The organism is Nocardioides sp. Soil_C_8 (assembly GCF_057656315.1).
On record NZ_JBDGKQ010000001.1, the window covers coordinates 488,708 to 501,959 of the forward strand.

9 protein-coding genes are annotated in these 13,252 nt (G+C 73.5%); 8 read left to right on the plus strand and 1 reads right to left on the minus strand.

Annotated elements, in window-relative coordinates; all coding sequences use genetic code 11:
* The first annotated feature begins 41 nt into the window (after nucleotides 1-41).
* The 7 genes from AC3A3L_RS02485 (at nucleotide 42) to AC3A3L_RS02515 (ending at nucleotide 11,439) form a co-directional block, all read left to right on the plus strand.
* Nucleotides 42-1,517: an ABC transporter permease gene (locus AC3A3L_RS02485; RefSeq protein WP_487638454.1), complete on the plus strand. Its 1,476-nt coding sequence runs from the start codon at nucleotides 42-44 to the stop codon at nucleotides 1,515-1,517.
* Complete coding sequence (locus tag AC3A3L_RS02490; protein WP_487638455.1) at nucleotides 1,514-2,593, plus strand: ABC transporter ATP-binding protein; 1,080 nt, start codon at nucleotides 1,514-1,516, stop codon at nucleotides 2,591-2,593. The genes AC3A3L_RS02485 and AC3A3L_RS02490 overlap by 4 nt, the downstream gene beginning before the upstream one ends.
* Nucleotides 2,590-5,190 (plus strand): AMP-binding protein, encoded by a 2,601-nt coding sequence (locus AC3A3L_RS02495; protein WP_487638456.1) that lies wholly within the window; start codon nucleotides 2,590-2,592, stop codon nucleotides 5,188-5,190. Before AC3A3L_RS02490 ends, AC3A3L_RS02495 begins: the two co-directional genes overlap by 4 nt.
* 67 nt (nucleotides 5,191-5,257) lie before the next feature.
* A complete protein-coding gene (locus tag AC3A3L_RS02500) occupies nucleotides 5,258-7,039 on the plus strand; it encodes an acetyl/propionyl/methylcrotonyl-CoA carboxylase subunit alpha (protein WP_487638457.1) in 1,782 nt (593 codons plus the stop codon).
* 95 nt (nucleotides 7,040-7,134) lie between these two features.
* Nucleotides 7,135-9,069: a hypothetical protein gene (locus tag AC3A3L_RS02505; RefSeq protein WP_487638458.1), complete on the plus strand. Its 1,935-nt coding sequence runs from the start codon at nucleotides 7,135-7,137 to the stop codon at nucleotides 9,067-9,069.
* 37 nt (nucleotides 9,070-9,106) lie between these two features.
* Complete coding sequence (locus tag AC3A3L_RS02510) at nucleotides 9,107-9,739, plus strand: TetR/AcrR family transcriptional regulator (RefSeq protein WP_487638459.1); 633 nt, start codon at nucleotides 9,107-9,109, stop codon at nucleotides 9,737-9,739.
* Nucleotides 9,736-11,439 (plus strand): FAD-binding dehydrogenase, encoded by a 1,704-nt coding sequence (locus AC3A3L_RS02515; protein WP_487638460.1) that lies wholly within the window; start codon nucleotides 9,736-9,738, stop codon nucleotides 11,437-11,439. The genes AC3A3L_RS02510 and AC3A3L_RS02515 overlap by 4 nt, the downstream gene beginning before the upstream one ends.
* Nucleotide 11,440: 1 nt before the next feature.
* Here AC3A3L_RS02515 and AC3A3L_RS02520 read toward each other — a convergent pair whose 3' ends face one another.
* A complete protein-coding gene (locus AC3A3L_RS02520; protein ID WP_487638461.1) occupies nucleotides 11,441-12,145 on the minus strand; it encodes a TetR/AcrR family transcriptional regulator in 705 nt (234 codons plus the stop codon).
* Between the two features lie 131 nt (nucleotides 12,146-12,276).
* On the opposite strand from AC3A3L_RS02520, the gene AC3A3L_RS02525 reads away from it, so the two are divergent.
* Nucleotides 12,277-13,218 carry an NAD-dependent epimerase/dehydratase family protein gene (locus AC3A3L_RS02525; protein WP_487638462.1) on the plus strand — a complete coding sequence of 314 codons (942 nt, stop codon included), beginning with the start codon at nucleotides 12,277-12,279 and terminating at the stop codon, nucleotides 13,216-13,218.
* The last annotated feature ends 34 nt before the right edge of the window (nucleotides 13,219-13,252 follow it).

The following is a 13,252-nucleotide window of genomic DNA, read 5'->3' on the forward strand; positions in this document are numbered from 1 at the left end:
CGCTGCTCGTCGCGGGGGCGGCGGTCGCGCTCCTCGCGCTGGTGCCGCTCGTCTACGTGGCGTCGTACGTCGTCATCATCGGCCCCGTCGACCTGTGGCACCTGCTGGCCCGCCCGCGCATCGCCGAGCTGCTGAGCAACACCGTCACGCTGGCGATCGCGTGCATGGTCGCGACCGCCGCGCTCGGCGTCTCGCTCGGCTTCCTCGTCGAGCGCACGGACCTGCCGGGACGTCGGCTGTGGCACGGCCTGCTCGTCGCGCCGCTCGCCGTCCCCGCGTTCGTCAACGGCTACGCCTGGGTCTCGCTCGACCGCAGCATCCACGGGTTCACCGGCGCCTTCACCGTCGTCACGCTGTCCTACTACCCGCTGGTCTACCTCCCGGTCGTCGCGATGCTGCGCCGCCTCGACCCGGCACTGGAGGAGTCGGCCTGGTCGCTCGGCCACTCCCGCGCGCGCACCTTTCGCACGGTCGTCCTCCCGCAGCTGCGCCCCGCCCTCCTCGGCGGTGCGCTGCTCGTCGGGCTGCACCTGCTGGCCGAGTTCGGCGCGCTGTCGCTGCTGCGCTTCCCGACCTTCACGACCGCCATCTACGACCAGTACGGCTCCACCTTCAACGGCGCCGCCGCCACCGCGATGGCCGTCGTGCTGGTGATGCTCTGCCTGGTGCTGCTGCTCGCCGAGCTGCGGCTGCGGGGCAACCGGAGGTACGCCCGGCTGGGCCGCGGCGCCGCCCGCAGCGCCGTACCCCTCGCCCTCGGGCGGTGGCGCTGGCCGCTCCTCGGCGTCGTCGGCACCGTGGTGGTGCTCGCGCTCGGCATCCCCGCGTTCTCGCTGGTGCGCTGGCTGGCTGTCGGCACGTCGACCGAGTTCCCGGTGGCCGAGCTGGTCGAGGCGCTCGTCGCGACGGTCGCCCTCGCCGTCGCCGGCGCCGTCGCCACGACGCTCGCCGCGATCCCGGTCGTGTGGCTGGCCGTTCGCCACCGCGGCTGGGCGAGCACCGTCATCGAGCGCAGCACCTACATCGCCAACGCGCTGCCCGGCATCGTCGTCGGCCTCGCCCTCGTCGTCGCGTCGCTGCGCCTCGTGCCCGCGATCTACCAGACCGCCGCGCTGCTCGTGGCGGCGTACGTCATCCTCTTCCTGCCGCGGGCCGTGGTCACCGTCCGCGCGGGGCTGGAGCAGGCGCCCACCGTCCTCGACGACGTCGCCCACAGCCTCGGCACCGGCCCGCTCGAGACCGCGCGCCGGGTGACCCTGCCGCTCATCGCGCCGAGCCTCGGCGCGGGCGCCGCCCTGGTCTTCCTCGCGATCTCCACCGAGCTCACCGCGACCCTCATGCTCTCCCCCATCGGCACCCACACGCTGGCCACCGAGTTCTGGTCCGCCTCCTCCGAGCTCCGCTACGGCGCCGCCGCCCCCTACGCGCTGCTGCTGGTGCTCGTCTCGATCCCCGCCACCGTGCTGCTGATGCGCTCCGACAGCCCCGCCACCCGGACAGAGAGGGTCCCGGCATGAGCTCGCTCACCATCACCGGCGTCACGAAGTCCTTCGGCTCCGGACCGACCGCGACCCGCGCCGTCGACGACGTGACCCTCCACGTGCCGCACGGCTCGTTCACCACCGTCCTCGGCCCGTCTGGCTGCGGCAAGACGACCCTGCTGCGGCTCATCGCCGGCTTCCTGGTCCCCGAGGCGGGCCGCATCGCCTTCGGCGACACCACCGTCGCGGGCGAGGGCGTACGACCCGTGGCCCCGCAGGCGCGGCGGGTCGGCTACGTCCCCCAGGAGGGCGCGCTCTTCCCCCACCTCGACGTCGCCGCCAACATCTCGTTCGGCCTGCCGCGCGACGCCCGCGGGAGCCAGGAGGGTCGCGACCGCGTGGCCGAGATGCTCGACCTCGTCGAGCTGCCTGCCGACTTCCGCGAGCGCCGTCCCGACGAGCTGTCGGGCGGCCAGCAGCAGCGCGTCGCGCTGGCCCGCTCGCTCGCGCCCCAGCCCGCGGTCGTGCTCCTCGACGAGCCGTTCTCCTCCCTCGACGCCAGCCTGCGCGGCAGCACGGCGCGGGCCGTGCGCCGCGCGCTCGAGGCGACGAACACCACCGCCCTGCTCGTCACGCACGACCAGAACGAGGCGCTCTCGCTCGCCGACCAGGTCGCCGTGATGCGCGCCGGCCGGCTCGTGCAGTCGGCGACGCCGAGCGAGGTCTACCTCTCCCCCACCGACCCGCAGGTCGCCGAGTTCGTCGGCCGCGCCGTCGTGCTGCCCGGCACCGCCACCAACGCCCGCGCGACGTGCGCGCTGGGCGAGGTCGTGCTGACCGAGCCGGCCACCGGCCCGGTCGCGCTGATGATCCGCCCCGAGCAGGTGTTCGTCGACCTCGCCCACGACGAGGGCGACAACGTCATCGGGGTCCGGGGCACCGTCGAGGAGGTCAGCTACTACGGCCACGACTGCGCCGTGCAGGTCAGCCTCGACGACGGCACGTCGGTGCTCGCGCGGATGGCCGGCGTGCGGCACCCCGTCGCCGGTGACACGGTCCACCTGCGCGTCACCGGACTGGTCCGGGCCTACCACCCGGCGGGCACGCCGTGACCCTCATCTCGCCCCAGCCCGCGCTCGACCCGGGCCTGCAGCGGGCGCCGGGCCCGGTCCTCGACCACGCCCGCTTCGGCGCCGCGCCCGCCGTGCTGGCCGGCGACGAGGTCCTCACCCACGCCGACCTGGCCAGGAGGGTCGCGGACCGTGCGGCCACCTGGGGACCCGCCCGCCGCCTCGTGCTGGTCGAGGGCGCCAACGACCTCGACTCGCTCGTCGCCTACCTCGCCGCCCTCCAGCACGGCCACGTCGCCCTCGTCGTCCCGGACGGCCGGCCCGCCCAGCGCGACGCGACCATCGCCGCCTACGACCCGGACCTGGTCTGCACGGCCGGAGCCGGCGACGTCGTACGCCGCCGCACGAGCGCGCACGACCTGCACCCCGACCTCGCGCTCCTCCTCAGCACGTCCGGCACCACCGGCTCGCCCAAGCTCGTCCGGCTCTCGCGCGACAACGTCGCCAGCAACGCGGCGGCCATCGCCGACTACCTCGCGCTCACCCCCACCGACCGCGCGGTGACGACCCTGCCGCTGCACTACTGCTACGGCCTGTCCGTGCTGCACTCCCACCTCGCGGCGGGGGCGAGCGTGGTGCTGACCGACCTGAGCGTCGTCGACACGTGCTTCTGGGACCTCTTCGAGCGCACCGGCGTCACGGGCCTCGCCGGCGTGCCGCACACCTTCGACCTGCTCGCCGCGAGCGGCTTCGAGGACCGCGACCTGCCGACGCTGCGGACGGTCACCCAGGCCGGCGGCCGGCTCGCGCCCGAGGACGTACGTCGCTGGAGCCGCTTCGGCCGGAGCCGCGGCTGGGACCTCGTGGTGATGTACGGCGCCACCGAGGCCACGGCCCGGATGGCGTGGCTGCCGCCGGGCCTCGCCGAGCAGCACCCCGACACCATCGGCCTCGCGATCCCCGGCGGCCACCTCCGCCTCGACGAGTCGGTGGACGAGCGCCCCGGCGTAGGCGAGCTCGTCTACAGCGGCCCCAACGTCATGCTCGGCTATGCCGAGGAACCGGCCGACCTCGCCCTCCCGCGCGTGACGACCGAGCTGCGCACCGGCGACCTCGCCCGCGAGCGCGACGGTCTCTTCGAGGTGGTCGGGCGACGCAACCGCTGGGGCAAGGTCTTCGGCCTGCGCATCGACCTCGATACTGTCGAGCGGAGCCTGCGCGCCGACGTCGACCGCCACGCCCGGGTCGTCGCCACCGGCCGCGCCGTCCACGCCTTCGTCACCAACGGGCGCCGCAGCGCCGCTGCGCGCACCCTCCTCGCCGACCGCTGCGGCGTACCCCCGCACGCGGTGCGGGTCACCGTCGTGCCGCAGGTGCCGCTCACGAGCAGCGGCAAGCCCGACTACGCCGCACTCGGCGAGCTGGCCAAGCAGGTCGAGCAGGAAGAGGGCACGACAGCCCCGTCCGACCGCCGCGCCCGCACCGTCCGCACCGACGTCGTCCGCGTGCTCGGCCGCCCCGACGCCACCGACACCGACTCGTTCGTCTCGCTCGGCGGCGACTCGCTGTCCTACGTCGAGCTCGCGACCCGGCTCGCCGACCACTTCCCGCAGGGGCTGCCCACCGGGTGGCACGTGCGCAGCATCGGCGACCTCGAGCGCCTCGCGGCAGCCGCCGGCGCCGAGCCGGTCCCAGGTGGGTCGGCCGACGCCGCGAGGTCCGGCCGCCCGCCGCGCCGCACGACGTACCTCGACACGTCCGTCGCACTGCGGGCGCTCGCGATCGTCTTCATCGTCGCCAGTCACGTGGACCTCGTCGCCCTCGAGGGTGGCGCCCACCTGCTCCTGGCGGTGGCCGGCTTCAACTTCGCCCGCTTCCAGCTCTCCGCACCCGGCGGCGCCCGCGACCGGCTGCGGCACGGCCTCGCCGGCCTGGCGCAGCTCGCCGTCCCGGCGGTGCTGTGGGTCGGCGGTGTCGCGCTCGTGCTTGGCAGCTACGACCTCACCACCGTCCTGTTCGTCCGCGAGGTGGTCAACGGCTCGGAGTGGGACGACCAGTGGCAGCTGTGGTTCCTCGAGTCGCTCGTGTGGCTCACAGCCGCCGCGCTCGCCGCGACCACGCTGCCGGTGCTGCACCGGCTCGAGCGTCGTACGCCGTTCCGCTTCGCGCTCGGCGTGCTGGCCCTGGCGACCGTGGCCCGCGTCGCCGAGGTCGGCCTGCGCGCGGGACCGACCGAGCGCTACACCACGCTCGTGGTGGCGTTCTTCTTCGCCCTCGGCTGGGCCGGCGCCGGCGCCACGACCACCCGGCAGCGCCTGCTCGTCTCCGCCCTGGCCCTCCTGCTGGTCGTCGGCTTCTTCGGCGAGGTGCACCGGGAGGTCATCGTCGTGAGCGGCTTCCTCCTGCTCCTGTGGCGTCCGCACGTGCCGCTCCCGCCACTCGTCGCGCGCGTCGCGGGGGTGCTGGCGACGGCGAGCCTGTTCATCTACCTGACGCACTGGCAGGTCTACCCGGCGCTCGAGGACGCAGGTCACCAGTGGCTCGCGCTTGTGGCGTCGCTCACAGTGGGCATCGCCTACGCGCACGTCGTGCGACCCGTGCACCAAGCGGTCGGTCGCGCGGTGCTCGGGTCGCGGTAGCCTGCCGAGCGGTACGCCGCCCGGCCGCCGTACCGCCCCGACCAGAGTCACCGTCAGGAGTCCTCGCGTGAGCTTGAAGAAGGTCCTCATCGCCAACCGCGGCGAGATCGCCGTCCGCGTCATCCGCGCCTGCAAGGACGCCGGCATCGGGTCGGTCGCGGTGTACGCCGACCCGGACCGCGACGCGCTCTTCGTCCGCCTCGCCGACGAGGCCCACTCCCTGGGCGGCGCCACCCCGGCCGAGTCGTACCTCGACATCGCCAAGATCATCGCGGTCGCCGAGAAGACCGGCGCGGACTCGGTCCACCCCGGCTACGGCTTCCTCGCCGAGAACGCCGACTTCGCCCAGGCCGTCATCGACGCCGGGCTGATCTGGATCGGCCCCCCGCCCGCCGCGATCGAGGCCCTCGGCGACAAGGCCAAGGCCAAGCACATCGCCGACCGTGCCAACGCCCCGCTCGCGCCCGGCACCAAGGACCCGGTCGCCGACGCCGACGAGGTCGTCGAGTTCGCCAAGGCCAACGGCCTGCCGGTCGCGATCAAGGCCGTCTTCGGCGGCGGCGGCCGCGGCCTCAAGGTCGCCCGCACCCTCGAGGAGATCCCCGACGCCTACGACTCCGCGGTCCGCGAGGCGGTCACCGCCTTCGGTCGCGGCGAGTGCCTGGTCGAGAAGTTCCTCGACAAGCCGCGCCACGTCGAGACCCAGTGCCTCGCCGACCAGCACGGCAACGTCGTCGTCGTCTCGACGCGCGACTGCTCGCTGCAGCGCCGCAACCAGAAGCTCGTCGAGGAGGCCCCCGCACCGTTCCTGAGCCAGGAGCAGCTCGACGAGCTCTACGAGTCGTCCAAGCGGATCCTCAAGGAGGCCGGCTACTACGGTGCCGGCACCTGCGAGTTCCTCGTCGCCCAGGACGGCACCATCTCGTTCCTCGAGGTCAACACCCGCCTGCAGGTCGAGCACTGCGTCTCCGAGGAAGTCACCGGCATCGATCTCGTCCGCGAGATGTTCCGCATCGCCGCCGGCGAGGAGCTCGGCTACGACGACCCCGAGATCCGCGGCCACTCCATCGAGTACCGCATCAACGCCGAGGACGGCGGCCGCAACTTCATGCCCGCTCCCGGCACCCTCACCCGCTGGCACCCGCCGGCCGGCCCCGGTGTGCGCGTGGATGGCGGCTACGACCAGGGCGAGACGATCCCCGGCTCGTTCGACTCCCTCATCGCCAAGCTCATCGTCACCGGCCGCGACCGCACCCAGGCGCTCGAGCGCTCGCGGCGTGCCCTCGACGAGTTCGTCGTCGACGGCATGCCCACCGTCATCCCGTTCCACCGCGCGGTCGTCTCCGACCCGGCCTACGTCGGCTCCTCCACGCCGTCCGGCGAGGGCGAGTTCACCGTCTACACGCAGTGGATCGAGACCGAGTTCGACAACCAGATCCAGCCGTACGCCGGTGAGGCCGGCGAGGCCGAGGAGCAGGGCGAGCGCCAGAAGGTCACCGTCGAGGTCGGCGGCCGCCGGCTCGAGGTTGTGCTGCCCGCCGGGCTCGGCGGGCTGTCCGCAGGCGGCGCGGGTGGCGCAGGTGGCGCGAAGAAGGCCAAGCGCTCGGCGAAGAAGGCCGGCGCGGCCGCCTCCGGCGACGCCGTCACCTCCCCCATGCAGGGCACGATCGTCAAGGTCGTCGTCGAGGAGGGGCAGCAGGTCGCCGAGGGCGACACCATCGTCGTCATGGAGGCGATGAAGATGGAGCAGCCCCTCAAGGCCCACCGCGCGGGCACCGTCACCGGCCTCCAGGCCGAGGTCGGCGCCACCGTCACCAACGGCGCCGTGATCTGCGAGATCAAGGACTGATCGCCCCACCCCTGGGGACTGGTGACACGCCCTCGCGTCAGGCCTAGCCTGACGCCACGGTCGGCGGCCGGCGCCGACAGACGGGTGGGGCCACCATGTCGGTACGTCGCAGCATCCAGCTGGCCATCCTCGCGCTCGTGGGGGCAGCGCTCCCGGTGCTGGTCACCGGCGGCTCCACCCCCGCGGCCGCCGACACGGCCAGCGGCTACGTCACGATGGTCAGCGAGTCCGGCGACTACATCGGGCAGGGCATCGCGCGCACCTACCGCAGCAACATCTCGTACTGGGTCAGCGAGACCACCGCGCACGTCTCGGCCGGCCCCTTCACCTTCGACTTCGCGGCCCCCGCCGGACACGCCCTCACGCCTGCCCGCTACCCGGGCGCCACCCGGTACCCGTTCCAGGATCCCGGCGAGCCGGGGATCGACGTGTCCGGCGACGGCCGCGGCTGCAACACGTCGACGGGCTTCTTCACCCTCCTCGACCTCGCGCCCGGCCGGCTCTGGCTCGTCTACGAGCAGCACTGCGAGGGCGGCGACCCGGCGGTCTTCGGGGAGATCCGGCTCGGTTACGGAGAGGCCTCCGAGCCGCTCGGCGTCGAGGCCGGCATCCTCGCCTTCCCGTCCGAGTACCCGGGCGTCCCTGTGCGTCCCGTCCCGATCCGCGTGACCAACAACGGCGTCGCGGCCACCACGGTCACCAGCACGATCAAGGCGGGTGCCGCCGACTACAGCATCATCAGCAACGGCTGCTCGGCCTCGCTCGCGCCCGGCGCGAGCTGCACGGTCCACGTCGGGTGGACGGCCAGCAGGCCCGGCATGCGCCTCGGCCTGATCGAGATCTCCGACAGCCGGGGGAGCTTCCGCGAGATCAGCCTGTCCGCGATCGGCACCAGCGGACGGACCGAGTGGCACATGAAGGGCGAGACCGGCGACTGGGTCGGGGGCAACCGCAGCTACGACTACACCCCGCAGTCCGGCGCCCGCCTCAGCGGGTACGGGACGGAGACCTACGCGTTCATGCGCGTCACCCACGCAGGTGACTGGTGGTACGCCAACTTCCAGGCACCGCAGGGGCAGATCCTGCTTCCCGGCAAGACGTACACCGGCGCCACGCGGTACCCCTTCAACTCCGGCAACGCCGGTCTCGACATCAGCGGCAACGGACGCGGGTGCAACGAGCTCGGGGGGCAGTTCACCGTCCACGAGGCGGCGTACGACAACGGTTCGCTCACGTCGTTCCGGATCTCTTTCGAGCAGCACTGCGAGTTCGCGACACCCGCGCTTCGCGGGGAGCTGTCGTGGCGCGCCGTGGACCCGAACGCTCCCGTCCCGGACACCACCGCGCCCGGCCCGGTGACGAACCTGACCGCCGGACCGGCGGGTGCCTCCGTGGCGCTGTCGTGGACCAACCCCACCGATGCCGACTGGGTCGACACCGTCATCCTGGGCGCCAGCGGCACCTCCGCTGTGACCGAGGGCCGGCTCGTGTACGACGGCCGGCGCACCTCGACCGTCGTGACCGGCTTCCCGACGTGGTTGCCCTACACGCTGACGGTCTTCAGCGAGGACACGTCGGGCAACCTCAGCCCCGTCCGGACGGTCACCATCCCGGCCACCACGCCAGCACCGCCGCCGACCACGCCCCCGCCGACGACGAGCCCGACCACCACCCCCTCGCCGACGGCCACGCCGACCGCTCCCGCTCCGACACCCGGTCCCACGACACAGCCCGGCCCGACGTCGTCCACGACCGCGCGCGCTGTCTCGCTGCAGGCGACGCCTGTCGACCGGCGCGACGTCCGACTGTCGGGCCGCTCCGGGGCGTGGGCGGCGGGTGCGCGGGCGCTCCTCCAGCGGCGTACCGACCGTGGGTGGCGCACCGTGGCCACCAAACGCTTCTCGCCGTCGGGCCGGGTGCGTTTCCTCGTCGACGCCCCCCAGCGGGCGCCGGTCCGCTACCGCCTGGTCGCGCGGACCGACGGACCTGCCGTGGTGTCCCCGGCTATCCGGGTGCGGCCACGTAGTTAGATAGCAAGCACCCACTTTTTATGTCACACTGGCGGTCATGACCGCCACCCCCGTCCAGCGCCGTACGCAGGCGCAGCGCCGTGAGGGCACCATCGGCGCGCTGCTCGAGGCGACGGTGACGTGCCTGACCGAGCGGGGGTACGCCGCCACCTCGACCGCCGCGGTCTGCGCGGAGGCAGGCGTCAGCCAGGGCGCGCTCTTCCGTCACTTCCCGACCCGGCAGGCGCTGCTGGTCGCGACAGCAGAGCTCGTCGCGACGCGCAACGTCGCGGCGTTCCGCGACACGACCGACGGGGCAGCGGTCGGCACCGTCGACGACGTCGCCGACGTGCTGACCCACCTGCGCGCGGCGGTGCTCTCCCCCACCAACCAGACCTGGCGCGAGCTCCTCGTCGCCGCCCGCGCCGACGCCGGCCTGCGCGAGGCCCTGCTGCCGGCGCGCGAGCTGCTGCACGCGCAGATGCTCGACGTCGCCGCCGACCTGTGGCGCGACCGGCTCTCGCCCGACGACCTCCCGGCCGTGCTCAGCATCGTGGTCAACATGCTCGACGGCCTCGCCTTCTCGGCCCTCGACCCCGACCCCGCCGCCGCCCCCGGCCGCACCGTCGAGCGCGCCCTGCGCCTGCTCGCCGGGATGATCGTCAGCCACTACCCCGAGGAATCACCATGAGCACCGAGTCGAGCACCGACTTCATCCCCGACGTCATCGTGGTCGGCGCCGGCCTCGCCGGACTGGTCGCGACCCACGAGCTGGCCCTCGCCGGCAAGCGCGTGCTCGTGCTCGACCAGGAGAACCGCCACAACCTGGGCGGCCAGGCCTGGTGGTCGCTCGGTGGCCTGCTGTTCGTCGACAGCCCCGAGCAGCGGCGGATGGGCATCAAGGACTCCCCCGAGCTGGCGTGGCAGGACTGGCAGGGCTCGGCCCAGTTCGACCGCCTCGGCGACGGCACCGACGGCCCCGGACGCGGCGAGGACCACTGGCCGCAGCAGTGGGCCCGGGCGTACGTCGACTTCGCGCACCGCGAGAAGCGCGACTACCTGCGCGCCCTCGGCCTCCGCTCGCTCCCCTTCGTCGGGTGGGCCGAGCGTGGCGACGGCCGCGCCACCGGTCACGGCAACTCGGTGCCGCGCTTCCACCTGACGTGGGGCACCGGCCCCGAGGTGGTGCGGATCTTCGCCGAGCCGGTGGAGCGTGCGGAGGCGGACGGGCGCGTACGCCTCGCGTTCCGTCACCAGGTGGACGAGCTCGTCGTCGAGGACGGCGCCGTCGTGGGCGTGCGCGGCACCGTGCTCGTCGACGACGACAGCGCGCGCGGCGTGCGGTCCAGCCGCGACGCGGCGGGGACCTTCGAGCACCGGGCCGCCGCCGTCGTCGTCACCTCCGGCGGCATCGGCCACAACCACGAGCTGATGCGACGCAACTGGCCCACCGAGCGCGTCGGCGCGGCGCCCGAGCACCTCATCTCGGGCGTGCCAGCCCACGTCGACGGACGGATGCAGGGCATCGCCGAGACCGCCGGCGCCACGATGGTCAACAAGGACCGGATGTGGGCCTACGTCGAGGGGATCCACAACTGGGACCCGGTCTGGCCCGACCACGCCATCCGGATCCTGCCCGGCCCGTCGTCGATGTGGTTCGACGCGACCGGCAGGCGGCTCGAGGGCATGTCGGGCGTGCCCGGCGCCGACTCGATCGGCGCGATGAAGCAGATCCTCGCCGCGGGCCACGACTACTCGTGGTTCGTCCTCACCCAGTCGATCATCGAGAAGGAGTTCGCCCTCTCCGGCTCGGAGCAGAACCCCGACATCACCGGCAAGGACCTCAGGTTCCTCGCCCAGAGCCGCCTCGCGAAGGGCGCGCCGGGACCCGTCGAGGCGTTCAAGGAGCACGGCGTCGACTTCGTCGTGGCCGACGACCTGGCCGCGCTGGTCGAGGGGATGAACGGACTCGCCCGCGGCCCGCAGCTCGACGTCGACGACCTCGAGCGCCAGATCGCCGCCCGCGACCGCGAGATGGACAACACGTTCTCCAAGGACGTCCAGGTGATGGCGATCCACAACGCCCGCCGCAGCCGCACCGACAAGCTGATCCGCGTCGCGAAGCCGCACAAGATCCTCGACCCCGCGAACGGCCCGCTGATCGCCGTACGCCTCAACATCCTCTCCCGCAAGACGCTCGGCGGCCTCGAGACCGACCTCGACGGCCAGTGCGTGGCCGCCGACGGCACCCGGGTCCCGGGCCTCTACGCCGCTGGTGAGGTCGCCGGCTTCGGCGGCGGCGGGGTGCACGGCTACAACGCGCTGGAAGGGACGTTCCTCGGCGGCTGCATCTTCTCCGGCCGCGCCGTCGGTCGGGCGCTCGCGCGCTGACTCAGGACGGCGCGAGCCCGACCGCCTCGACCAACGCGTCGAGGTGGTGCTCGAAGAGGTCACCGGGGTCGGCGAAGGTCGCCGAGCCGTACTGCCCGAAGACCTCCCACGTGACGCACCCGAAGAGCGCGGCCCAGGCGAACAGCCCTCGGGCGACCAGCCGCTCGGGCACGGCGAGCCCCATCTGCTTGCGGATCCGGGCCAGGTCGCGGGACAGCCGTCGCGGGGAGACGGACTCCTCGGCGACCGTGATCTCCCCCGCCTGCCACGCGTCCTCCCAGACCTCGACGAGGCGTACGACGACGCGGGTGCCCGGCCCGGTGGTCTGCTCGGCAGGCGCCTCGTAGCCGGGGACGGGGCTGCCGAAGAGCAGGGCGTACGTCGCCGGCTCGGCGAGTCCCCAGGCCCGGACGGCGCGGCCGATGGCCACCATCCGCCCGACGTGGTCGGACCGGTCCACCTTCGCCAGCGCCGCGTCCACGGCGTCGCCGAGCTCGTCGTAGCCGTCGACCACCAGCAGGGTGAGCAGCTCGTCGCGACTGGCGACGTAGCGGTAGACCGCCGACGAGACCAGGCCGAGCTCGCGCGCCACCGCGCGCAACGACAGGGCCGCCGCACCCTCCGACGCGAGGTGCTCGCGGCCGATCCGGACGATGTCTCGCATCGTCTGCTCGCGGGCCCGGGCACGGGGAGAGGTCTTCGGCATCCGCCCAGCATGCCACGTCGGCGAGCATGTGTGGCGAAAGAGAGCAGTGCTCTTGCATTGAGGTCGCGCGCGAGCCATGATGGTCGAAACGAGAGCACCGCTCTCTCTTTACGGAAGCCAGGAGCGCCACCATGAGCACCGTCCACGTCGTCACCGGAGCCGGTCCCGTCGGCACGACCGTCGCCCAGCAGCTCGCCGAGTCGGGCGGGCAGGTCCGCCTGCTGACCCGCTCGGGCAGCGGCCCGGAGCACCCGCTCATCGACCGCCGTCGCGTCGACGTCTCCCGCCCGGACGCGCTCGAGGCCGCCCTCGACGGCGCCGTCGCCGTCCACCACTGCGTCCACGGGTCGGCGTACGACGTCCGCGCCTGGCGCGCCGAGCTGCCGCAGGCCGAGCGCGTGGTGCTCGAGGCCGCCGGCCGGGTCGGCGCCGTCGTCGTCTTCCCCGAGAGCCTGTACTCCTACGGCCCGGTCGACGGCGTGATGACCGAGTCGACGCCGCGGACCGCGAGCACCGGCAAGCTGGGCGTCCGCACCGAGCTCCTCGCCCAGCGCGACGCCTCGCCCACGCCGACGGTCAGCGTGGCCGCCTCTGACTTCTACGGCCCGCTGGTGCGCAACGCCCACGCCGGCGAGCGGATGGTGCCGACGGTCCTGGCCGGGCGCACCATGCGCGTGGTCGGCAGCCCCGACCAGCCGCACTCCTTCACCTACGTCCCCGACCTGGCGGCCGCGATGGTCACGGCCGCGGGCCGCCCGGAGCTGTGGAACTCGTTCCTGCACGCGCCCACCGCGCCGCCGGTCACCCAGCGCCAGCTCGTCGCGATGGTCGCGGACGCGGGCGGCGTACCTGCACCGAAGGTGTCGTCGATCCCGGTGCCCGTGCTCAGCGCGCTCGGCCTGGTCTCCCGGCAGGTGAAGGAGATGGCCGAGACCGGCTACATGTTCGCGGAGCCCTTCGTGATGGACTCGGCCGCCAGCGAGGAGCGGCTGGGCCTCGCGGCGACCCACCTCGTCGACGGCCTGGCCCGGACGGTGGCGTGGTGGCGGACCGCCCGGGGTACGGACGGGTAACCCAGGTCACACCCGTCACTCGATAGCGTGCGCC

Coding starts and splice junctions, on each gene's coding strand:
- AC3A3L_RS02520 (WP_487638461.1), bottom strand. CDS start 12,145: ATGCCGAAGACCTCTCCCCGTGCCCGGGCCCGCGAGCAGACGATGCGA.
- AC3A3L_RS02510 (WP_487638459.1), top strand. CDS start 9,107: ATGACCGCCACCCCCGTCCAGCGCCGTACGCAGGCGCAGCGCCGTGAG.
- AC3A3L_RS02525 (WP_487638462.1), top strand. CDS start 12,277: ATGAGCACCGTCCACGTCGTCACCGGAGCCGGTCCCGTCGGCACGACC.
- AC3A3L_RS02515 (WP_487638460.1), top strand. CDS start 9,736: ATGAGCACCGAGTCGAGCACCGACTTCATCCCCGACGTCATCGTGGTC.
- AC3A3L_RS02490 (WP_487638455.1), top strand. CDS start 1,514: ATGAGCTCGCTCACCATCACCGGCGTCACGAAGTCCTTCGGCTCCGGA.
- AC3A3L_RS02505 (WP_487638458.1), top strand. CDS start 7,135: ATGTCGGTACGTCGCAGCATCCAGCTGGCCATCCTCGCGCTCGTGGGG.